The following is a 22,660-nucleotide window of genomic DNA, read 5'->3' on the forward strand; positions in this document are numbered from 1 at the left end:
GTGCTACGGCCCGAAGGTGCCGGGTCCGACGTTCTTGCTGTTGCGGGTGCGTAGCGCGTGCGTGTAATCGTTTGGCGCACCGGCCTTCTCGGCGGCGTCGGCGATGACGCCCAGATAGCGCGCGGAGGGTAGCCCGCCCTCGTAGGCGTCCAGGACGTACAACCACGCCAGCACCGGCTCGCTGCCGGTGCCCGCGTTCGGGGTGACGCGCAGGCGGATCTTCTTGTGGATGCCGAAGTCCGACCCCTCCCAGCGGTCGAGGCTCAGCTCGTCCTCACCGGGAACGTCGTAGAGCACCACGAAGACCCGTTGCCCGGCTTCTTCGACCACCGTCGCCAGCGGTCCCTCCCAGCCGATGTCGTCCCCGGCGAAGGTGAGTCGCCACCCTTCCAGCCAGCCGGTTCCGTACACCGGAGAGTGCGGACAGCGCTTGAGCATCTGCTCGGGATCCATGTTGGACCCATAGGCGGCGTAAATCGGCACCAGGAAAGCCTATCGAACAAACCCGGAAGACCATCCCCGATCCCGATCACAAGGCGGTTCGCGCGGGCCCGATCGATTGCCGCGAAGTCGCCGGAGGACCCGTCCGCCCCGCTCGATGGCGGTTCTGCCTGCGGTGACGGTGAGCTCGCGCGCCCACCGTCATGACACGCCGCCTCGCCGAATGGAATGCGCCACAGTGCGAAAATTGTCCGGAGACGCGGTTAAAGCTGTGGGTAGCTGCGGGGATAACGTTAGAGACCGGCACCGGAGATCCCGGGCGCCGACCTGAAAGCGGAGGAACAATGACCCGCATTGCGATCATCGGTGGCGGCCCCGCCGGATATGAAGCGGCGCTGGTGGCGGCACAGCACGGGGCGCCGGTCACGCTGATCGACAGTGACGGCATCGGCGGCGCGTGCGTGCTGTGGGATTGCGTGCCGTCCAAGACCTTCATCGCCTCCACCGGCGTGCGCACCGATCTGCGCCGCGCCCGTGACCTGGGCATCACCGTTCATCCCTCGCAGGCGCAGGTGCGCCTGGCGGAGGTGAACTCCCGGGTGAAGGCGCTCGCGCAGGCCCAGTCCTCCGATATCCGCGCCAAGCTGCAGACCGCCGGGGTAACCGTGCTGTCCGGCTACGGCGAACTGATCGACCAGGCCCCGGGTCTGGCCACCCACCTGGTCAAGGCCACCCTCGCCGACGGCCAGGAGCGCGTGATCGAGGCCGAGGTGGTGCTCATCGCCACCGGTGCCAGCCCGCGCGTGCTGCCCGGCGCGGAGCCGGACGGTGAGCGAATCCTGAACTGGCGTCAGCTCTACGACCTCAGGGAGCTGCCGGAGACCCTGGTGGTCGTCGGTTCCGGTGTGACCGGCGCCGAATTCGTCTCCGCCTATACCGAGATGGGCGTGCAGGTGAAACTCGTCTCGAGCCGCGACCGCGTGCTGCCCGGCGAGGATGCCGACGCCGCCCTGGTGCTGGAGGATGCGCTGGCCGAGCGCGGTGTGGAGCTGGTCAAGCACGCCCGCGCCGACGCCGTGGAGCGCACCGCCGAGGGCATCGTGGTGAAGCTGTCCGACGGCCGCAATATCAGCGGCACCCACGCACTCATGACCGTCGGTTCCATTCCGAACACCACCGGGCTGGGCCTGGAACGGCTCGGGATCGAGCTGGACAAGGGCGGATACCTGCGGGTGGACCGGGTTTCCCGGACCACCGCGCCCGGCGTCTACGCGGCCGGCGACTGCACCGGCCTGCTGCCGCTGGCCTCGGTGGCCGCCATGCAGGGCCGCATCGCCATGTACCACGCGCTGGGTGAGGGCGTGCAGCCGATTCGCCTGAAGACCGTTGCCTCCGCCGTGTTCACGCGCCCGGAGATCGCGACCGTCGGCGTCTCGCAGACCGCCATCGACAATGGCGAGGTTCCGGCCCGCACGGTCATGCTGCCCCTGAACACCAACCCGCGCGCCAAGATGTCGGGCCTGCGACGGGGTTTCGTGAAGATCTTCTGCCGCCCGGCCACCGGCGTGGTGATCGGTGGTGTCGTCGTGGCCCCTATCGCTTCCGAGCTGATCTTGCCGATCGCGCTGGCAGTGCAGAACAACCTCACGGTGAACGATCTGGCACAGACGTTTTCGGTGTATCCGTCGCTCACCGGATCGGTCACCGAAGCGGCGCGTCAGCTCATGCGACACGACGATCTGGACTAACCGCAACACGTTTCGGGCCCCTTTGTTACCGGCCCGTCTTGCTGCCTTGTCTCCCTTGTGATTAAGTTCGCGGCGGAAGCGATCGGCAGGGCGGTCGCGAGCGTTACGTAACGGGGGGTTCTCAATTCCCCTCCGATGTGAGGCTCTTCGATGCCCGGAGCGATCGTGCCGCCGAGGGACGAAGGAATTGAGCGAAACGTGAAGCACCGCAAGCCGAGTCGGATCAAGGCGAGCACCTCCCTGACGCTGGCCGGTGCGGCCGCGGTGGTGTCGCTGCTGTCCGCGCCCGCCAACGCCGCCCCCGCCGACCCGGGCGCGGTCCCGGCCGATCAGCAGCAGCCCGACGGCACCCAGCCGCCCACCGAGTCGCCGGCCCCGGACGCGAAGGCGCAGGTCGTGCCCGCGCCCAAGCCGGAGAACGTGCAGCCGGGCACCACCAAGCCGCAGCAGAGCCAGCCGGGCGTCACCACCCCGACCACGCCGAACACGCCGGCGCCGGACAACGGTGCGGCCAAGCCGGATTCGGGCCAGCCGCAGGGCGCCACGCAGCCGGACGGTGCCACCCCGAAGCCGGACGCCAACGCGCCCAAGAGCGATCCGAACGTGCAGCCGGCCGGCACCGACCCGCAGCCCGCGCAGCCCAAGTCGTTGCGGCCCTCGCAGCCGGGTGTGACCGTGCCGCGCGTGGCGCCGCTGCCGGTGCCGGGTCAGTCGACCCAGGCCCAGCCCGCGGTCACCACCCCGCAGCCGGGCCAGCAGACCCAGCCGGGCCAGCAGACCCAGCCGGGGCAGCAGGGCACCCAGCCGGTGAAGCCGAACGACCAGAACGCGCAGCCGGCCGTCACCACCCCGAACCAGGACCCGGCCGTGGACACCATGACCGGCCAGCCGACCGTCACCCCGCAGCAGCAGCCGCACTGGCAGTCGCCCGCGGTGGACACCGCCCCGGCCGCGCCGGTGGTCGAGATGACCGGTCCGCACACCGAGCTCGGCGTCAACCTCGACGGCGGCGCGGTGCTGCCGGGCTGGGCCGCCAACACCCATCACTTCAGCAACCTGGACGGTTACGTCGGCACCATCGGCTACACCACGCCGGGCGGGATCGGTGAGGCCGGTATGTCGCTGGACTTCACCAAGGTCAACCAGATCAAGGTGACCGCGTTCGCCGGCAATGGCCCCGACAACGACCAGAAGATGGAGTTCGTGCTGGACACGGCCGCGGCCAATGCGGCCAAGGCCGATGCCGAGAACTTCATCCGCCTGATGCCGGGTGGCGCTACAGTCCTGGAGGCCGCGGCCCAGATTGGTAAGCTCCCCGAGGGTGATCGGCCGTCGCAATCGGTCGACGTCGCCGGCGTGACCGCGCAGGTGGGCGGTTCGGTTCAGTACTGACAGGTCCGTCAGGGACCGGATACGGTGCCGGCAGGAGCAGCGTTGTCGCGTGGGGCGGTCGGGAGCGACCGCCCCACGCGTCTGTGGCGAAAGGACGGGTGATGGCTTCGGGTAAGGACGAATCCGCCGACCGTCAGGTATCCGAGGGCCGGCAGCCGGAATCGGCCGGGCCGCCGGATTCCGGGTTCGGGCCCTCGCTCAATGACTTCGGGCCGTCCCTCAATGATTTCGGCCCCTCGCTGAACGACTTCGGTCCCGCGCCCACCGCCGACGCCCCGGGCTGGAGTCCCGCGCCCGCTGCGCAGAGTCCCGATCTGGCCTGGCGGCCCGCGGGCGCGCCGCCGCAGTTCCGCGCGCCCGACGCGTGGCAGCCGGTCACCGGTCAGTACCCGCCCGTCACCGGTATGTCCACGGGCCAGTATCCGGCCGTGGACGGCGCCGGGCAGCCCGCCAGTACCGCCGACGTCGAACAGACCGTGAGAATCCCGCCTGGCGGGTCGCAATCGGACGCGGCGGCGATGCCCCGCGGCGCTGATCCGGTGGCCGCCGAACGGAATTCGGCGGTCGGCGACGAGACCGCCGAGCCGGACGGGCCCGCGGATTCCTGGTGGCGCTCCGCGCCCAGCGGCTTCCCGCCCGCGCCGCCGTCGGAATCGGCTGCGGCCCAAGGGGAATCGCTGTCCTGGGCGGATGATCCGATTGCCAAGGCGCTGGCGCCGAAAACCCCTGTGCCGGAGCGCAAGCCGGAGTCCGAGGGTCCGCCGTGGCGCCGGATCGGCCTGATCGCGGGCACGGCGGTGCTGGTGCTGGCGGTGGCGGGCGCCGCGGTCTTCGCGGTCACCCGCGGCAAGGACGACACGGCGGCCGGCGGGGCCACCACCACTGGCGGGGCCGCGCCCACCGTGACCGACGCCGCACTGAGCTGCCCGGCCAAGCGGGACGGCAAGCTGACCATCGGCAACGGCGCGGGCGGCACCGGCAGCGGTGTCGACGCGATTCTCGGCTTCGAGCACGCCTTCTACGTGGACCGCAACGGCGCGAAGGCGCGCACGTTCGTGGTGCCGGAGGCGACGACGGTCCAGCCGGCCGACGTCATCCAGCACAGGGGCATCGACCTGCTCAAGCCGGGCACCACCTACTGCCTGAAGATCGTCGAGGTCGCCCCGGAGTCCTACGACGTGGACATCACCGAGCATCACGCGGATGGCACCACCGATGTCTACACCGAGCACATCATGACCACGGTGCGTGACGGTAAACACCTGATCATGTCGATCGAGTAGCCGGACCTGGGCGTCTTGCGGAAGCCGGGGCCGGTCCACCGGCGTCGAAGTGGACCTATCGTCCCATGATTCGGGAATGGGATTTCATATCCTGGTAGCCGTGTGACATGGTGGAATTTCGCATACCCCGGCATTGCCTTCGGAGGTGTTTCCATGTCCGCGACCTTCCCGTCCCTCGCGCGGCGTCTCGACGGCCTGCAGAGCTCGGCGATTCGTGACCTGCTCAAGCTCACCTCGCGCGCGGACATCATCAGCTTGGCCGGAGGTTTGCCGGACGCCGAACTCATGCCCCGCGACCGCATCGCGGTAGCCGCCGACGCGGCGCTGTCCGACCGCTCCCGGCTCCAGTACACCGAGTCCCCGGGCTGGGGTCCGCTGCGCGAGGTGCTGGCCGCCCGCGAGTCCGGCCGGCTGGGCCGCGCGGTCCCGGTCGAGGAGATCTTCGTGACCCACGGCTCGCAGCAGGCGTTGTCGCTGCTGTCGGAGGTGCTGCTGGATCCGGGTTCCCTGGTCGTGGTGGAGGATCCCGCGTATGTCGGTGCGCTGCAGGTCTTCCGGGCCGCCGGGGCGCGCATCGTGGCCGTGCCCCTCGATTCCGAGGGTATGCGCCCGGACGCCCTGCGTGAGCTGCTGGCGGCGGGGGAGCGCCCGGCCGTGGTCCACACGGTCAGCAACTTCCACAATCCGGGCGGGGTCACCCTGAGTCCCGAGCGCCGCCGCGAGCTGGCGAATCTGGCCGAGCAGTACGGCTTCTGGATCATCGAGGACGACCCCTACGGTGAGCTCTGGTTCGACCGGCCCTCGCCAGCGCCGGTGGCGACCTACTCGCCCAATGTGATCCGCCTCTCCAGCGCCTCCAAGATCCTCGCCCCCACGCTGCGCGCGGGCTGGATGATCGCCCCCGCCCCGGTGTGCCGCGCCGTGGAGCTGCTCAAGCAGGGCGCGGACCTGTGCGGTTCGGCGCTGACCCAGCAGATCACCGCCGACCTGCTCTCCGACACCGAATGGCTTGCCGCCCACGTGGATTCGGTCCGCCAGGTCTACGGCACCCGCGCCAAGGCCCTCGTCGACGCCGTGCGCGGCCGCTTCGGCGACCGCGTCTCCAGCACCGACGCCGCCGGCGGCATGTTCGTGTGGGTCGACTTCACCGACGGCACCGACACCACCGCCCTGCTGTCCCGGGCGCTCGACGCCGGCGTCGCGTACGTCCCCGGCAATGCCTTCGCCGTCTCCACGGACTACACCCACTCGATGCGGCTGTGCTTCACCACCTCCGACGAGGCGACGCTCGCGGAAGCCGTCGACCGGCTGGCCAAGGCGCACGTGTCCGCCTAGTGCTCACACCCAGTCGTAGGTACGTTCCACCGCCTTGTTCCACTCGCCCATGAGGTGGTCGCGGTCGGCGGCCTGCATGGCCGGGGTCCAGCGTTTGTCCTCGGCCCAGTTGGCGCGGATGTCGTCGGTGGAGGACCAGTAGCCCACCGCGAGACCGGCCGCATAGGCGGCGCCCAGGGCGGTGGTCTCGGTGACGACCGGCCGGACCACGGTGACGTCGAGGATGTCGGACTGGAACTGCATGAGCAGTTCGTTGACCACCATGCCGCCGTCGACCTTGAGGGTGACCTTCTCGACATCCAGGCGCTGCGCGTCGGCGTCGGCGCGCATGGCGTCGATGACCTCACGGGTCTGGAAAGCGGTGGCCTCCAGCACGGCTCGGGCCAGGTGACCCTTGGTGACGAAGCGGGTCAGGCCCGCCACGACGCCGCGTGCGTCGGGCCGCCAGCGCGGGGCGAACAGGCCGGAGAAGGCGGGGACCACGTACGCGCCGCCATTGTCGGCGACCGTGCGGGCCAGCGGTTCGATCTCCTCGGCGGCGGAGATGATGCCCAGATTGTCGCGCAGCCACTGCACCAGCGAGCCGGTGACCGCGATCGAGCCCTCCAGGGCGTAGACCGCGGGCTGATCGCCGAGCCGGTAGCAGACGGTGGTGAGCAGCCCGTGCTCGCTGAAGACCGGGGTGGTGCCGGTGTTCATGAGCATGAAATTGCCGGTGCCGTAGGTGTTCTTGGTGTCGCCGGGGGACAGGCAGGCCTGGCCGAAGGTGGCGGCCTGCTGATCGCCGAGAATGCCGGCCACCGGGACGCCCGCCAGGGCGCCGGTCGTGATGGGCGCGTAAACCTCGGAGCTGCTGCGGATTTCGGGCAGCATGGCCATGGGCACGCCGAACTCGGCGCAGATCTGCGGATCCCATTGCAGCGTGCGCAGATCCATCAGCATGGTGCGCGAGGCATTGGTGACGTCGGTGATGTGCAGGCCGGTCAGGTTCCACAGGATCCAGCTGTCCATGGTGCCGAAGCACAGTTCCCCGGACTCGGCGCGCAGCCGCGCGCCCGGCACGGCGTCGAGGATCCAGCGCAGTTTCGGCCCGGCGAAATAGGTGGACAGCGGCAGGCCGGTGCGGTCGGCGTAGCGGTTCGGGCCCTGGTCGCCTGCGAGTTCCGCGGTGAGGTCGGCGGTGCGGGTGTCCTGCCAGACGATGGCGTTGTGGATGGGCTTGCCGGTGGCGCGTTCCCAGACCACGGTGGTCTCACGCTGATTGGTGACACCGGCGGCCGCCACCTCCGCGGCGCCGATTCCGCAGCTCTGCAATGCCTCGGCGATCACCGATTCGGTGTTGCGCCAAATGGATTCGGGATCGTGTTCGACCCATCCGGGTCGCGGGAAGATCTGTTCGTGTTCCCGCTGAGCGACTCCGGCGATTCGGCCCTGATGATCGAAGACGATGCACCGACTCGACGTCGTGCCCTGATCGATGGCGGCCACATAGCGACGCATTGATCGAGGCTAACCGACCGGCCCTACTACTGTGGGCTACGGTAGCGCTGGGTAGCCGAAAATTAGCCCGGAGGAGTCTCGCATGACGAATCACTCGCGATCGCAGTTCCTCGGCCCCGAGCAGCGTGAGGCTGCCTGGGGGCGGCTCGGCAAGGACACCTTCGACGTCATCGTCATCGGCGGCGGCGTGGTCGGCGCCGGAATCGCGCTGGACGCCGCTACCCGGGGCTTGGAGGTCGCCCTGGTCGAGGCCCGCGACCTGGCCTCCGGTACCTCCAGCCGCTCCTCCAAGATGTTCCACGGCGGTCTGCGCTACCTGGAGATGATGGAATTCGGGCTGGTCCGTGAGGCTCTCAGGGAGCGCGAGCTGGCGCTGTCCACGCTGGCGCCGCACCTGGTGAAGCCGCTGAAATTCCTCTACCCGCTCACCCACCTCGGCTGGGAGCGTCCCTATGTGACCGCCGGTCTGGTGCTCTACGACACCATGGGCGGCGCGAAATCCGTTCCCGGACAGCATCATCTGACCCGCTCGGCCGCGCTGCGGCAGGCCCCCGGCCTGAAGCGCGACGCCCTCACCGGCGGGGTGAACTACTACGACACCGTCGTCGACGACGCCCGCCACACCATGACCGTGGCCCGCACCGCCGCCCACTACGGCGCGGTCATCCGCACCTCCACGCAGGTGGTCGGCTTCCTCAAGGAGGCGGACCGGGTGGTCGGCATCAAGGTGCGCGACACCGAGGACGGCCGCACCAGCGAGGTGCGCGGCAATGTCGTCATCAATTCCACCGGCGTGTGGACCGACGAAATCCAATCGCTCGCACAGCAACGCGGCCGATTCCATGTGCGTGCGTCCAAGGGCGTGCACATCGTGGTGCCGCGCGACCGCATCGCCAGCGATACCTCGCTCATCCTGCGCACCGAGAAGTCCGTGCTCTTCGTCATCGCCTGGAACACCGACCACTGGATCATCGGCACCACCGACACCGACTGGAACCTCGACCTCGCGCACCCGGCCGCCACCAGATCCGACATCGACTACCTGCTCGAACGCGTCAACAAGGTGCTGGTCACCCCGCTCACCCCCGCCGATATCACGGGCGTCTACGCCGGCCTGCGGCCGCTGCTGGCCGGAGAGAGCGACCAGACCTCCAAGCTGTCCCGGGAACACGCGGTGGCCCGCATCGCCCCCGGCCTGGTCGCCATCGCCGGCGGCAAGTACACCACCTACCGAGTCATGGCCTACGACGCGGTCGACGAAGCGGCACAGTACATTCCGCAGCGGGTGCCGCCCACCATCACCGAGAAGGTGCCGCTGCTGGGCGCGGACGGCTATCACGCGCTGATGAACCAGACCCCGCACCTGGCCGAGAAGTACGGCGTCCATCCGTACCGGATCCAGCACCTGCTCAACCGCTACGGCTCCCTCATCGACGAGGTGCTCGGCCTCGCCGACGGCAAACCCGATCTGCTGCAGCCGATCACGGACTCACCCGGCTACCTGCGGGTGGAGGCCGTCTACGCGGCCGTCGCCGAGGCCGCCCTGCACCTGGACGACATCATGGCCCGGCGCACCCGCATCTCCATCGAATACGCCCACCGCGGTGTCCAATCCGCCGACGAGGTGGCGCGGCTGGTGGCCCCGGTGCTGGGCTGGTCGGAAGCCGATATCGAGCGTGAGGTAGCGATCTACACCGCCCGGGTCCGGGCCGAGGTCGAATCCCAGACCCAGCCCGACGACGCCTCCGCCGACGCGCTGCGCCTGGAGGCCCCGGACGCGCGCCGGCAAGTGCTGGACGCTCAGCGCACCAACTTGTAGTTGAACTCCGTGGTGCCGAGTGCGCCCATGAGCCGCACCCACAGCGGCAGCATCATCTCGGTGCCGCGCGCGGTGGTGATATCGCCGAGATCGATGATGTCGCGCCAGCCGAACTCGCGCAGCAGGTCGCTCACGGTCTCCTTGGCCTCGGCGTCGTCGCCGGAGACGAAGATCGTGTGGTCGCCGCCCGCCACCCGCTCCGGATGCACCATCACCTCGGCGGTGACGGTATTGAGGGTCTTCACCACTCGCGCCTCGGGAAACGCCCGCTGCACCTGCTCGCCGACCGAATCGGTATTGCAGATCGCCAGAAACGGCGGAAATCCCAGCGAGAAGTCCAGCGGATTCGAGATGTCCACCACCACCTTTCCCGCCAGATGCTCGGCCCCCGCGCCGGACAGCGCGGCCACACTGGCCTGCCCCGCCGTCGCGTTGATGATCAATTCCGCCCCGGCCGCCGCCGCGGCCGCCGTGGCCAGCGGCGCCGGAAACGGCTCCTCTTTCCGCGCCTCCGTGGCCTGGACATCCCGGGTCCCGATCACCACGTCATGTCCCAGTTCCACCAACCGCGCCGACAACGTCCGTCCGACCGCCCCGGTGCCCAGGGTTGCGATTTTCATGCCCGCAACCCTAGGCCCGGAAACCGGGCCCGGGAACGCATTTCGGCAGCGACGAATTGGGCCTGTCGCGTGAAATATCGGGACACGGCCTGCCGCCGAGAGCGGTCAGCGGTGGGGCGGCTGGCAGCGGGGGCAGAAGTAGATGCCGCGTTCGGCGCGGGTGGCGTCCGCCTCGTCGCCGAGCAGGTGGACGACCAGGGCTGTGCCGCAGCGGGGGCACGGGCGGCGCTGGCGGCCGTATGCCTGTGCGCGCCAAGGCGGTTCGTGAGCGGCCTTGACCAGGACCCGGTGGGCCTCGTCGACCAGGGCGGGCAGGTCCTCGATCTCGCCGACCGGGGTGGCGGGATGGACGCGGCGGAGGAAACAGATTTCGCTGCGGTAGATATTGCCGATCCCGGCGAGGTTGGTCTGATCCAGCAGGGCCAGGCCGATGGGGCGGCCGGGGTCGCCGGCCAGGCGGCGGACCGCCTCGGCGGGATCCCAGTCCGGGCCCAGCAGATCGGGGCCGAGATGGTCGGTCGCGGTGTGTTCGTCGGAGCGGCGCAGGACCTCGACCAGGCCGAGGGAGAAGCCGACGGCTTCGGCGTCCGCGGTGGTCAGGATCAGGCGCGCGGTGAAACCCGGTCTGGTCCACCGCTGTCCGGGCGTATAGACCCGCCACTCGCCTTCCATCTTGAGATGGGTGTGGATGCTCAGGTCCGGGGTGCGGACGAACAGGTGCTTGCCATAGGTCCCGACGCTCTCGATCTCCCGGCCCCTCAGGTCGAGGGTCGCGTATCTGGGCACCCGGAAGTCGCTGCGGGTCAGCGCCTTGCCCGCCAGGGCCTTTCGGAGCCGGTTGGCGGTGAGAAAGACCGCGTCGCCCTCAGGCATGCGGGCTCACGGGCGGCTCCGTAGCCGGAAGCCCTTCGGGGTCGTCGCGAAACCGGCCTCGGTGAGGAAGCCGGCGAAGGTGTTGCCGTGCACCGATTCCCCGTTCACCCGGTCGATGACCAGGGAGTCCACCCGGCGGTCGTGGACCAGGGCGGCCAGCGCGGTGGCCGCGGCGGTGCGTACCGCCGGGTCCTCGGTGAAGGTGAGCAGGGTCTTGCCGCCGCGCTCCAGATACAGCGCGAGTTCGCCGTCGACCAGGACCACCAGCGCACCCGCCTTGCGGCCGGGGCGGTGTCCCGCGCCCTCGGCCGCCGCCTTGGGCCAGGGGAGCGCCGCGCCGTACGGATTCGCCGGATCGCAGGCCGCCAGGGCCACCGCGATGCCGACCGGGCCGGGTGAGAGGTCGTCGCCCGCCACGCGGGTGCGATCGGTGTCGAAGGAGCGCAGGCGGTCCACCACGTCGGTCGTCGAGAACTGCGCGCCGCCCAGCGAATCCACGAAGTATCCACGCCGGCAGCGGCCGCGATCCTCGAACTCGGTGAGCACCCGGTACATGAGCGCGAACCCGCCCGGCACGCCTTCGCTCTGCACCGAGCCGCGGGTCAGCACGCCGTACCGCTCCAGCAGCACATCGGCGGTGGCGTGGGCGCGAATCGTGGTGTCGGCCACCCGTTCCGGCAGCAGCGACCAGCGGCCCGACACCTGTGGCGAGGCGGTGCGGGCGGGCATACCGGTGCGCGGCAGGTACATTCGCCCACGGGGGGCGCGGCGCGGCGTCCGGTGCGCGGTGGTGGTGCGGGTGGTGCCCGACAGCAGGGCGCGCACGGGCGCGAAGGTGTCGCCGCCGATGTGCCCGGCCCACACCAGATCCCACAGTGCGGCCGTCACGGTGGCCTCGTCGTCGGAACCGGCACCGTCCACCAGCTGCCGGAAGAAGTACGCGCCGCCGGTGCTGCCCGCGACCACCTGGTATTCGCCCTTCGGCAGCGTGGTGCCGACCGGTTCCTCGCCCTCCGCCCCCGCGACCCGCGCGGCCGCATCGACGGTGCCGCCGATCACGGTGGCCCCCAGGGTCGTCAGCAGCTCGATGTGCCGCTCGGTGAGATCGATGTCATCGGGCGGAGGAAGCGTCAGCCCTGCCTGCTCGGCCGGATGCAGGGCGATCCAGCCGTCCTTGGCGGTGATCGACCCGTGCCCGGACCAGATCACCTCGCCGGTGGCCATGAGTTCGTCCAGCATGGCGGGGGAGTAGTCGCGCACCCGCAGCGGCAGGATCAGCGATTCCCACGCCGAGGCCGGAATCGGCACGCCCGCAAGCTGTTCCACCACCGCCGCGACACCGTCCACGCCGCGCAGCTCGCCGGAGCCGACATGCTGCCAGGACGGCAGGAAGCGGCCCAGCGCGGCAGTCGCCACCGGTTCCACCTCCTTGCGGGCGGCGGCCAGCGAGCGCCGGCGCAGGCGGCGCAGCACCTCGCTGTCACACCACTCCGCACCCGCCGCGCCGGGCGTGAATTCGCCCTCCACCACCCGCTTCTCGAGCCCGAGGCGGTGCAGCGCGGTGGCCGCCACGGCCGGACCCAGCCCGAAACGATGCGCCGCCTGCGTCAGGGTGAACGGCCCGTGCGTGCGCGCGTAGCGGCCGACCAGATCGCCCAGCGGATCGGCGACCGGCTCGATGAAGGCCGCCGGGACCCCGATGGGCAGCGGCACGCCGAGGGCGTCCCGCAGCCGCGAGGCATCCTCGATGGCCACCCACCACTGCGACCCCGCGAAGGAAACCTCCAGTGCCCGGCGCGATTTCACCAGCTCGGCGAACCACTCCCGCGGCTCCGCCACGCACCGCTCGGCCGCCTCCCCGGCCGTCAGCGGGCCCAGCAGCCGCAGCAGATCGGCCAGCCCCTCCAGATCCCGCGCCTGCCGCTCGGGTGTGAGCCGCTGCAATTCCCGCTCGGTCCGCTCCAGTACCCCGGCATCGAGCAGCTCCCGCAGCTCGACCCGGCCCAGCAGCTCCGCCAGCAGGCTGGAGTCCAGCGACAGCGCCGCCGCCCGCCGCTCGGCCAGCGGGCTGTCGCCCTCGTACATGAACTGCCCGATGTAGTCGAACAGCAGGGAATTCGCGAACGGTGACGGCGCGGCCGTCTCCACCTCGACCAGCCGGATCTGCCGCCGCGCCACCCGGCCCAGCAGGTCCCGCAGCGAGGGCAGGTCGTAGACGTCCTGGAGGCACTCCCGCACGGTCTCCAGCAGGATCGGGAACTCGGGGAACTTACGCGCCACGTCCAGCAGCTGCGCCGCCCGCTGCCGCTGCTGCCACAGCGGCGCGCGTTTGCCCGGATCCCGGCGCGGCAGCAGTAGCGCCCGCGCCGCGCACTCCCGGAACCGCGACGCGAAAAGCGCTGAGCCGCCGACCTGTTCGGTTACCAGATCGTCGATCTCGTCGGTCTCGAACACGAACAGCTCGGCCCCCGGCGGATCGTCGGTGGTGTCCGGCAGGCGCACCACGATCCCGTCGTCCGACGGGGTCGGCGCGGCATCCACCCCGAACCGCTCCCGCAGCCGGGCCGCGACCGCCAGCGCCCAGGGCGCGTGCACGGGCAGCCCGTACGGCGAGTGCAACACCACCCGCCAGTCGCCCAGCTCGTCCCGGAACCGTTCCACCACCAGCGTCTTGTCCGTCGGCAGCTGCCCGGTGGCCTCCCGCTGTTCGGCGAGCAGTGCCACCAGATTCCCGGTCGCGTTCTCGTCCAGGCCCGCCTTCCGGGAGACCCGCTCGAGTTCGGATTCCGGCGTGTGCTTGCGCCCGGCGGTTTTCGAGGCGCGTGCTTTCGAAGCAGCGGCTTTCGGGGAGTCCTCCGCCTTGGCTTCGGGATCGTGACCCGCGGCGAATTCGGCCAGGGCCTGTGCCAATTCGACGGGGGCCCGCCCCTTGGATTTCCCGGTTGCCTTCTGTCCGGCCGCCCTGGGCTCGGCCGTGCCTCGGCCGGCCGCGCGGTGCTGCTCGACGGCCTGTCCGGCGAGGCGCACGAATTCACCCAGCGCCGCACCCAATTCGGCGGGGCGGCCCAGTGAATCGCCGTGCCAGAAGGGAAGCCGGCCGGGGAGCCCGAAGGCGGGTGTCACCAGCACTCGATCGAAGGTGATCTCCTCGATCCGCCAGCTCGTCGCACCCAGGGCGAAGACATCGCCCACCCGCGACTCGTAGACCATCTCCTCGTCGAGTTCGCCGACGCGGGAAGCTTTTTCGCCGACCATGAAGACCGGGAACAGGCCGCGGTCCGGAATCGCCCCGCCCGAGGTCACCGCCAGCCGCTGCGCGCCGGGGCGGCCGGTGAGGGTGCCCGCGTCGCGGTCCCAGACGATGCGCGGCCGGAGTTCGGCGAACTCGTCGGAGGGGTAGCGTCCCGCCAGCAGGTCCAGGACCGACTCGTAGGCCGAACGGGGCAGCGCCGCATAGCTTCCCGTGCCGCGGACGGTGTCGAACCAGGCGTCGGCGTCGATCGGCTCCAGGGCGCAGGCCGCCACCGTCTGCTGGGCGAGGATGTCGAGCGGGTGGGCCGGGACCTGGAGTTGCTCGATCTGCCCGGCCGTCATGCGCAGGGACGCCACCGCGCAGTGGATGACATCGGTGCGGTGTTTGGGGAAGATCACGCCCCGCGAGATCTCACCCACCTGGTGCCCGGCCCGGCCCACCCGCTGCAGCCCGGAGGCCACCGACGGCGGCGCCTCCACCTGCACCACCAACTCGACCGCACCCATGTCGATACCGAGTTCGAGACTGCTGGTGGCGACCACGCAGCGCAGCCGGCCACTCTTGAGGTCGTCTTCGATGAGCGCCCGCTGCTCCTTGCTCACCGACCCGTGATGGGCGCGCGCCAAAAGCGTCGACGCGCCGTGGATCACCTCCGTCGAGGCGCCCAGCTGCGCGGGCGGAGCGTGCTCGGTGTCCACGGTTTCGCCGATGCGCGCCGCGTACGCCTCGTTCAGGCGTGCCGTCAGCCGCTCCGACAGCCGCCGCGAATTCGCGAACACGATCGACGACCGGTGCTCGAGCACCAGATCCACGATGGCCTCGTCCACGTGCGGCCAGATCGAGCCCGGTTGATCCGAATCCTCCGCGCCCGCATCGGGTTCGGTCATATCGGGCACCGGCACCCGCACCGACAGGTCGAAGGTCTTGGGCGCCGGCGGCGCGACAATCGTGATGGGCGCGCTCCCGACCAGGAACCGCCCCACCTCATCCGGCGGCCGCACCGTCGCCGACAGCCCGATCCGCTGTGCCGGACGTTCGAAGTGCGGGGAGGCGGAGCGGAGCAGGTCCAGTCGCGCCAGAGAAAGCGCCAGGTGCGCACCGCGTTTCGAGCCCGCGATGGCGTGCACCTCGTCCACGATCACCGTGTGCACCCCGCTCAGCGTCTCCCGCGCCGCCGAGGTCAGCATGAGGAACAGCGATTCCGGCGTGGTGATCAGAATGTCCGGCGGCGTGCGCTGCATGGTGCGCCGATCCGCGGCACTGGTGTCACCGGAACGCACCCCCACGCGAATCTCCGGCGCGGCCACACCCAAGCGCCCGGCCGTCTGCGTGATCCCGACCAGCGGCGCCCGCAGATTCCGCTCCACATCCACGGCCAGCGCCTTGAGCGGAGAGATATAGAGCACCGACGTCTTGCGCGGCCCCTCGGCCGGTTCCCGGGTCGCCAGCTGGTCGATGGCCCACAGGAACGCCGACAGTGTTTTGCCCGAGCCGGTGGGCGCGATGACCAGCGTGTGCTGCCCCGCCGCGATCGACTCCCACGCCCCGAGTTGCGCGGCCGTCGGCGCGGGGAACGCACCGTCGAACCACTCTCTGGTAGCGGGTGAGAACCGATGCATTGCCCCAGTCTGCACCCGCGCACCGACAGACTCCGCCAACATTTCGGGGCAACCCCGTCATACGTGGCATCGCGATACGCCTCCAGGTCCCACGCGTAGGCTTCGGACCGTGCAGAAGGTGCTCCGACTCGACCTGGTCAGTCACGGTATGACCGAGGCGATGCGCAGAGCACGATTCCCGGTCGACGAACCCCTCACGGAAGCGGGCCGCCGCGCGGTCTCCGCCTGCGGCCGCCTGACCGCCGCCCGGGTGATCACCGCCCCCGAGCGCCGCGCCGTCGAAACCGCCACCCTCATGGGACTCACGGGCGACGAGGACGATCGACTACGCGATCTCGACGCCGGGGCCTGGCGTGGTGGCGAACTCATGTCCGTGCCCAAGGAAGACCTCTATCTCTGGCTCACCGACCCCGGCTTCCGCGGTCACGGCGGCGAGGCGGTGGTCGACGTCATCGAGCGCACCGGCGAGTGGCTCGCCGATATCGCCCTCGACGGCGAGCCCACCATCGCCGTCACGCACCCCGCGGTGATCCGCGCCGCGCTGCTGGTCACCCTCGACGCGCCCGCAAAGTCCTTCTGGCGCATCGACGTTCCGCCCGTCAGCGTGACGCGGCTGCACTATCGGGGCGAATGGACGCTCCACTTCCGCTCGTGACCGGCTAGCTCTGCGAAATGCGCTGCGCGGCGGCCAGCATGGCCCGCACGGCGTCGGTGATCAGGCGGGCCGAGATCCCGGGGTCCACGGCGCGTTGAATGCCAAGGCCCAGACCGAGACTCAGCAGTGTGGTCGCGGCATCCTCGGCCGACATGGGCAGGGTCAGGTGCATGGAGTCGGCCAGCCCCTGCAGCTGAACCGCGACCGCGCCGCGCATCATGCTCAGGCTGGAGACCAGCGCGGCCTGCAGATCCGGGTCGTCGCGGGCCACGATGGCGAACTCGAATTCCAGCAGGGTCCAGCCGACATCGCCGAGCGTGCGCTCGGCCCAGCCCTGGAAGCGTTCCAGCCGCGCCTCCAGGTCGTCCTCGCCGGCGAGCAGATCGCTCAGCTCGGTGAACTTGGTCTCGTGAATGAGCGCCAGCACCTCGAGGCAGAGCGCGGATTTGGTCCGGAAGTTCGAGTAGACCGCTCCCTTGGAGTACCCGGCCTCCTCGGCGACCCGTTCCAGGCCGGTCTTGGCATACCCGTCCGTCAGGAACATCTCGCGCGCCGTGGCGAGCAGATCCGCACGGGTGCGCGCCTGGCTCTCGGTCCTGGTCAGTCGTGCCATGGCCACGATTCTATGTACTCCAGGATTTGGGATACCGACGGTATGTGAAAACTGCTAGTCTGCGAAACCATGAGTAACAGGAACGGGTCACAGCGACGTGGCCTGGCCATCGGGTGCGGCGGCACGGTCGGCATGGCCTGGATCGTCGCCGCGCTGGCCGCGGTGCGGGACGTGCTCGACTGGGACCCGCGCACCGCCGACGTCATGATCGGCACCTCGGCGGGCGCGGAGGCACTGACCATGCTGGGCAGCGGCATCGGGGTCGACGACCTGGTCGCCATGCAGCGCGGCGTCGCCACCAACCCGATCCTCACCGACCACATGCGCTCGGAGCCCGGACGATTCCCGCCGCTGCCGCGCCCGCGCCCGGGTGCGCCCGGCCGCGCGGTCCGGGAACTGCTGGCCCGTCCCGGAAACGGTCACGCCCTGCTCACCGCGGGCAGTGGGTTGCTGCCGCAGGGAAGCGGTGACCCGGCCTGGCTCCAGCGACTGGCCGAGCGCCTGAACCCCGGCCGGGACTGGGTCCAGCACCCGGCGACCTGGCTGGTGGCCATGGACAATGCCGGCGGCGAGCGGGTGGCCTTCGGCTCCCCGTCCGCCCCCGACGCGAATCTCGGTGCGGCCCTGCGTGCTTCGTGGGCGGTACCCGGCTGGTTCCCGGCCGTCCCGATAGCGGGCCGCCGGTTCATCGACGGCGGCGCGGCCTCCACCGCGTCCGCCGACCTGCTCATCCCGGCCGGCCTCGACGAGGTCGTGGTGATCGCCCCCATGGCCTCCACCGGCCGCCTGCCGGTCACCGGCCCCGGCCACTTCCTCGAGCGCCAGCTGCGAAACCGTATGAGCGAGAAGCTCGATGCCGAGGTCGCCCTGCTGCGCGCCAGTGGCGTGCGGGTGCTGCGCATCGACGCCACAGCCGGGGATCTCGCCGTCATGGGCCCCAACTTCATGGACGGCCGCCGCCGTCTCGACACCTTCGAACACAGCCTGGGCAGCACCCGCCGCCAGGTCGAGCAGGGAGAGTTCAGATGAGCATCCTCGGAAACGGCTATCCCGCCATCGAATCGACCGGCGCCCGGGTCCTGATCACCGGCGCGGGCCGCGGCATCGGCCGGTGCACCGCCGAGCTCTTCGCGAGCAAGGGTGCGCAGGTCGCCATCGCCGACGTGGACACCGCCGCCGCGCAGACGGCCGCGGCCGCGCTGAACGCCAGGGCTTTCGAGCTCGACGTGCGCGACCGGACGCAGTGGGACAAGGTCGTCGCCGACTTCGGCACCGTCGACATCCTGGTCAACAATGCGGGCGTCATGCCCGCGGGCGCCTTCCTCGACGAACCGGACGCGGTGGGCCACAGCACCATGGACGTCAATGTCTGGGGCCTCATCCACGGCATGCGCGCCGTCGTCCCCGGCATGATCGAGCGCGGCCACGGCCACGTGGTGAACGTCGCCTCGCTGGCCGGCAAGATCCCGATTCCGGGCCTGGCCGTCTACAACGCCAGTAAGTTCGCCGCCGTGGGCCTGTCGGCCGCCACCCGTCTGGAGTTCGCGCCGCACGGCGTCAGCGTCAGCTGCGTCATGCCGTCGGCCGTGCGCACCCGCCTGTCCTCGGGCCTGGCGCTGGGCGGCGGGATGCCGACCGTCGACCCGGAGGACGTGGCCGAGGCCGTGCTGGGGACCGTGCGCACCCGCCGCGCCGAGGTCGCCGTCCCGAATTACCTGGGCCCCATCGACATCGCGCTGGCCGCCGCGCCCGAGCCCGCGGTCCGCCTGGTGCGCCGGCTCTTCAACGGCGACCGGGCGCTGCACCCGGCCGACGCGCAGGTGCGCGCCCGGTACGAGGAGCAGGTGCGCGCGATCGCCGCCGAGGAAGGCCGGCCCGAGGCATAGGCGGGTCGGGCAGGCGAACTCCGAGGGGTGCCTACTCGAACCGAATGCCTTGTGCCAGTGGCAATTCGGCAGAGTAGTTGACGGTGTTGGTGGCCCGGCGCATGTATGCCTTCCAGGAGTCCGACCCGGACTCCCGGCCACCGCCCGTCTGCTTCTCACCGCCGAACGCGCCGCCGATCTCGGCCCCCGAGGTGCCGATATTGACATTGGCGATGCCGCAGTCCGACCCGTCGGCGGCCAGGAACCGTTCCGCCTCGCGCTGGTCCCGGGTGAAGATCGACGACGAAAGTCCCTGCGGCACACCGTTGTGCAGCTCGATGGCAGCGTCGAGGCGGTGGTAGGTGAGCGCGTACAGGATCGGCGCGAAGGTCTCCTCCCGGACCACTTCGGTCTGTGCGGGCATGCGCACCAGGGCCGGCCGGACGTAGAAGGCGTTCTCGCCCGGCCCCTCGATACGCTCACCACCGCAGATCAATTCACCACCGTCGGCCACTGCACGCTCCAGCGCCGCCCGCATGCCGTCGTAGGCCCGCTCGGTGATGAGCGGCCCGACGAGAACGCCCTCCTCGAGCGGGTTACCCACGCGCAGTTGGCGATACGCCGCCGAAATCCGGTCCAGCAGCGGCCCGGCCACATCCACGTGCACGATCAGCCGCCGCAGCGTCGTGCACCGCTGGCCCGCGGTGCCCGCCGCCGCGAAAACGATTCCCCGCGTGGCGAGGTCGAGATCCGCCGAGGGCGTGACGATCGCCGCGTTGTTGCCGCCCAGCTCCAGCAGGCAGCGACCGAATCGCGCCGCCACCCGCGGCGCGACCTGCTGCCCCATCCGCACCGACCCCGTCGCGCTCACCAGCGCCACCCGCGGATCGTCCACGAGCTGCTCGCCGATCGCCGCCGGGCCCTGGATCAGCTGGTGCACTTCGGGATCCGCGCCCACCTCCCGCGCCGCCCGGCGCAGCAGGGTGTGACAGGCCAGCGCGGTCAGCGGCGTCGCCTCCGACGGCTTCCACACCACGGTGTCCCCGCACACCAGCGCGACCGCTGTATTCCAGGCCCACACCGCGACCGGGAAGTTGAACGCCGAGATGACCCCGACCACCCCGAGCGGATGCCACGTCTCCATGAGCCGGTGCCCGGGCCGCTCCGACGGCATGGTCCGCCCGTACAGCTGCCGCGACAGCCCGATGGCGAACTCGCAGATATCGATCATCTCCTGCACCTCGCCGCGCGCCTCCGCGCCGATCTTGCCCGCCTCCACGGTGACCAGTTCGCCCAGCTCGTCCCGGTGCGCGGAGAGCAGCGCCGCCAGCCGCCGCACCACCGCGGCCCGCTGCGGCGCCGGTACCGTGCGCCAGCTTCGGAAGGCGGTCTCGGCGCGGGCGATGGCGGCATCGACCGCGGCGGAATCGCTCGCGCCCAAGGTGATCAGCTCGTCGCCGGTGATCGGGGTTCGGGCCGAGAGTTCGCCCGGTTGAGGCGTTTCGACACCGAGGCGTTGCAGCAACTTCTCCGTTTGCTCACGGAGCTCACGGGTCACCCCGTCTGACAGTGCGTGACTCATTACATGCTCCAGGTTGGGTTCCGGCACCGAGTTCGGTTCGCTGCGTTAGCCTTCGCTGATGGCGGATACACCGGCGAAACTTGTACTCGACGACATCGATCGACTGCTGATCCGTGAGCTGATTGCCGATGGTCGCGCCACCCTGTCCAATCTGGCAGAGAAGGCCAACCTTTCGGTCTCCGCGGTGCAGTCGCGGGTGCGGCGGCTCGAGGCGCGGGGCGTGATTCGCGGCTACACGGCGAATGTCGATCCCGAGGCGCTGGGCCAGATGTTGTCGGCTTTCGTCGCGATCACTCCTCTCGACCCGTCTCAACCCGATGACGCACCCGCACTGCTTCAGCACATTCCGGGTATCGAAGCGTGTCACTCGGTCGCCGGCGATGAGAGCTACATGCTGATGGTGCGGGTGGCCTCGCCCAGGCACTTGGAGCAGCTGCTGCAGGAGATCCGAGCGACGGCCAACGTCCGGACGAGAAGCACCATCATTTTGCAGACATTCTATGACAAGTAAGGTCGCGGCGGCCGCAGACATTCAGGTTTCGCGCCGGTCACGGGCGTAATTATTCCGGAACTTGCGGGCATAGCCGTAAAAGTTCATTTACGCTTGATGGTGTGACCCTCGAACTCGATCGGCTCGGGGCGGCCGCCGAAACCACCCTTGTCACCCCCGCCCGGGTGCATGAGATCCTCGCCGGGAGCATTCTCGCCGACGGCTTCGACCTGGTACTGGACTTGCGCGAGTCTCACGGCCGCCGGCTCGTGGACGCCCGCGACGGCACCGCGTACCTGGACATGTTCGGCTTCTTCGCGTCCTCGACGCTGGGCATGAACCACCCCGCCCTGCTGGGTGACAAGCCCTTTCTGGCCGGCCTCAGCGCCGCCGCGCTCAACAAGCCCAGCAACTCCGACGTGTACACCGTCGAAATGGCGCGCTTCGTGGACACTTTCGTGCGCGTGCTCGGTGATCCGCTACTGCCGCACCTGTTCTTCATCGACGGCGGCGGCCTCGCCGTCGAGAACGCCCTCAAGACCGCCTTCGACTGGAAGTCGCGCCACAACGAAATGCACGGGCGCCCAGACGAACTCGGCACCAAGGTGCTGCACCTGACCGGAGCCTTCCACGGCCGCACCGGCTACACGCTCTCGCTCACCAACACCGACCCGGTCAAGACCGCGCGCTTCCCCAAGTTCGACTGGCCCCGCATCGACACCCCGTATGTCGGGCCCGACCATCCCGACATCGAGGCCGCCGAGCGGCACGCGCTCGACCAGGCGCGCCGCGCCTTCGCCGAAAACCCCGACGACATAGCGTGTTTCATTGCCGAGCCGATTCAGGGGGAGGGCGGCGACCGGCATCTGCGCCCGGAGTTCCTGCGGGCGATGCAGCAGCTGTGCCACGAGCACGACGCGCTGTTCATCCTCGACGAGGTGCAGACCGGCGTCGGCATGACCGGCAGCGTGTGGGCCTACCAGCAGCTCGGCCTCGAGCCGGATGTCGTGGCCTTCGGCAAGAAGACCCAGGTCTGCGGCATCATGGCGGGCGGCCGGGTGGACGAGGTGCCCGACAATGTCTTCCATGTCAGCTCGCGCTTGAACTCGACCTGGGGCGGCAATCTGGCCGACATGGTCCGGGCCCGGCGGGTTTTCGAGGTGATGGAGCACGAGGATCTGGTGGGCCGGGCCCGGGAGCTGGGTCTGTTGCTGCTCACCCGGCTGACCGAATTGTCCACGGCCCATGCGGAAGTCACCGATCCACGCGGCCGCGGCCTGATGTGTGCCATCACCCTGGCAACCCCGGAGCTGCGCAACGAGGTGGTGAATCGGCTGCGCGAGCAGGAGCACGTCCTGATCCTCGGCACCGGCGAGCGTGGCATTCGTTTCCGGCCGCCGCTGACGGTAACCGAGGCGGAGCTGGACGAGGCCGTGGACGGTCTCGAACGCGTATTGGCCTGAGCCGCAACCCGACCGGTTGGGTCCGGGTTGCCCGTGTTTGCTGAATAGTCGCTTTTGCCCGAACCGCGTGGCGCGGAGCGACATCCCGTGATCACGCCGCGAACCTCCA

Annotated in this window: 17 protein-coding genes; 10 read left to right on the plus strand and 7 right to left on the minus strand. The window is 70.1% G+C overall.

Going from position 1 to position 22,660, the window contains the following annotated elements:
- Positions 1–3: 3 nt before the first annotated feature.
- Positions 4–483: a gamma-glutamylcyclotransferase gene (locus ACQP1O_RS05265; protein ID WP_356997244.1), complete on the minus strand. Its 480-nt coding sequence runs from the start codon at positions 481–483 to the stop codon at positions 4–6.
- Between the two features lie 302 nt (positions 484–785).
- Between ACQP1O_RS05265 and ACQP1O_RS05270 the strand changes: the two genes are divergently transcribed.
- The 4 genes from ACQP1O_RS05270 to ACQP1O_RS05285 all read left to right on the plus strand — a co-directional run bounded on the left by ACQP1O_RS05270 (position 786) and on the right by ACQP1O_RS05285 (position 6,199).
- On the plus strand, positions 786–2,189 hold the full coding sequence (locus tag ACQP1O_RS05270) for an NAD(P)H-quinone dehydrogenase (RefSeq protein ID WP_433564753.1): 1,404 nt from the start codon (positions 786–788) through the stop codon (positions 2,187–2,189).
- Between the two features lie 198 nt (positions 2,190–2,387).
- Positions 2,388–3,581, plus strand: coding sequence for a hypothetical protein (locus ACQP1O_RS05275; RefSeq protein WP_433564754.1), 1,194 nt, complete (start codon positions 2,388–2,390; stop codon positions 3,579–3,581).
- 101 nt (positions 3,582–3,682) lie between these two features.
- A complete protein-coding gene (locus ACQP1O_RS05280; protein ID WP_433564755.1) occupies positions 3,683–4,864 on the plus strand; it encodes a hypothetical protein in 1,182 nt (393 codons plus the stop codon).
- A gap of 153 nt (positions 4,865–5,017) precedes the next feature.
- Complete coding sequence (locus tag ACQP1O_RS05285) at positions 5,018–6,199, plus strand: PLP-dependent aminotransferase family protein (protein WP_433564756.1); 1,182 nt, start codon at positions 5,018–5,020, stop codon at positions 6,197–6,199.
- A 3-nt stretch (positions 6,200–6,202) separates the two neighbouring features.
- On the opposite strand, the gene glpK is transcribed toward ACQP1O_RS05285, so the two are convergent.
- Positions 6,203–7,699, minus strand: coding sequence for a glycerol kinase GlpK (glpK, locus tag ACQP1O_RS05290; RefSeq protein ID WP_433564757.1), 1,497 nt, complete (start codon positions 7,697–7,699; stop codon positions 6,203–6,205).
- Positions 7,700–7,781: 82 nt separating this feature from the next.
- Between glpK and glpD the strand changes: the two genes are divergently transcribed.
- Positions 7,782–9,518, plus strand: coding sequence for a glycerol-3-phosphate dehydrogenase (glpD, locus tag ACQP1O_RS05295; protein WP_433564758.1), 1,737 nt, complete (start codon positions 7,782–7,784; stop codon positions 9,516–9,518).
- Here the strand turns inward: glpD and ACQP1O_RS05300 are convergent.
- The 3 genes from ACQP1O_RS05300 to ACQP1O_RS05310 all read right to left on the minus strand — a co-directional run bounded on the left by ACQP1O_RS05300 (position 9,500) and on the right by ACQP1O_RS05310 (position 15,883).
- Positions 9,500–10,138, minus strand: coding sequence for an NADPH-dependent F420 reductase (locus tag ACQP1O_RS05300; RefSeq protein WP_433564759.1), 639 nt, complete (start codon positions 10,136–10,138; stop codon positions 9,500–9,502). The two genes, glpD and ACQP1O_RS05300, sit on opposite strands and share 19 nt — an antisense overlap.
- 105 nt (positions 10,139–10,243) lie before the next feature.
- Positions 10,244–11,011 carry a DNA-formamidopyrimidine glycosylase family protein gene (locus tag ACQP1O_RS05305; RefSeq protein WP_433564760.1) on the minus strand — a complete coding sequence of 256 codons (768 nt, stop codon included), beginning with the start codon at positions 11,009–11,011 and terminating at the stop codon, positions 10,244–10,246.
- 6 nt (positions 11,012–11,017) lie between these two features.
- Complete coding sequence (locus ACQP1O_RS05310) at positions 11,018–15,883, minus strand: ATP-dependent helicase (RefSeq protein WP_433564761.1); 4,866 nt, start codon at positions 15,881–15,883, stop codon at positions 11,018–11,020.
- Positions 15,884–15,992: 109 nt separating this feature from the next.
- Here ACQP1O_RS05310 and ACQP1O_RS05315 point away from each other — a divergent pair, with 109 nt between their 5' ends.
- Positions 15,993–16,538 carry a histidine phosphatase family protein gene (locus ACQP1O_RS05315; RefSeq protein ID WP_433564762.1) on the plus strand — a complete coding sequence of 182 codons (546 nt, stop codon included), beginning with the start codon at positions 15,993–15,995 and terminating at the stop codon, positions 16,536–16,538.
- A gap of 4 nt (positions 16,539–16,542) precedes the next feature.
- Here the strand turns inward: ACQP1O_RS05315 and ACQP1O_RS05320 are convergent, their stop codons facing one another.
- Positions 16,543–17,151: a TetR/AcrR family transcriptional regulator gene (locus ACQP1O_RS05320; RefSeq protein ID WP_433564763.1), complete on the minus strand. Its 609-nt coding sequence runs from the start codon at positions 17,149–17,151 to the stop codon at positions 16,543–16,545.
- Between the two features lie 69 nt (positions 17,152–17,220).
- Here ACQP1O_RS05320 and ACQP1O_RS05325 point away from each other — a divergent pair, with 69 nt between their 5' ends.
- On the plus strand, positions 17,221–18,180 hold the full coding sequence (locus ACQP1O_RS05325) for a patatin-like phospholipase family protein (protein WP_433564764.1): 960 nt from the start codon (positions 17,221–17,223) through the stop codon (positions 18,178–18,180).
- The gene (locus ACQP1O_RS05330; protein ID WP_433564765.1) at positions 18,177–19,037 is read left to right on the plus strand and encodes an SDR family oxidoreductase; all 861 of its coding nucleotides are present in this window, start codon (positions 18,177–18,179) and stop codon (positions 19,035–19,037) included. Before ACQP1O_RS05325 ends, ACQP1O_RS05330 begins: the two co-directional genes overlap by 4 nt.
- Before the next feature lie 31 nt (positions 19,038–19,068).
- Here ACQP1O_RS05330 and amaB read toward each other — a convergent pair whose 3' ends face one another.
- Positions 19,069–20,598, minus strand: coding sequence for an L-piperidine-6-carboxylate dehydrogenase (amaB, locus tag ACQP1O_RS05335; protein WP_433564766.1), 1,530 nt, complete (start codon positions 20,596–20,598; stop codon positions 19,069–19,071).
- Between the two features lie 58 nt (positions 20,599–20,656).
- Between amaB and ACQP1O_RS05340 the strand changes: the two genes are divergently transcribed.
- Both ACQP1O_RS05340 and lat read left to right on the plus strand, forming a co-directional pair.
- Positions 20,657–21,109 (plus strand): Lrp/AsnC family transcriptional regulator, encoded by a 453-nt coding sequence (locus ACQP1O_RS05340; protein ID WP_040855781.1) that lies wholly within the window; start codon positions 20,657–20,659, stop codon positions 21,107–21,109.
- 101 nt (positions 21,110–21,210) lie between these two features.
- On the plus strand, positions 21,211–22,551 hold the full coding sequence (gene lat, locus ACQP1O_RS05345; RefSeq protein WP_433564767.1) for an L-lysine 6-transaminase: 1,341 nt from the start codon (positions 21,211–21,213) through the stop codon (positions 22,549–22,551).
- The last annotated feature ends 109 nt before the right edge of the window (positions 22,552–22,660 follow it).

The organism is Nocardia sp. CA-151230 (assembly GCF_050942175.1).
Lineage (GTDB): Bacteria > Actinomycetota > Actinomycetes > Mycobacteriales > Mycobacteriaceae > Nocardia.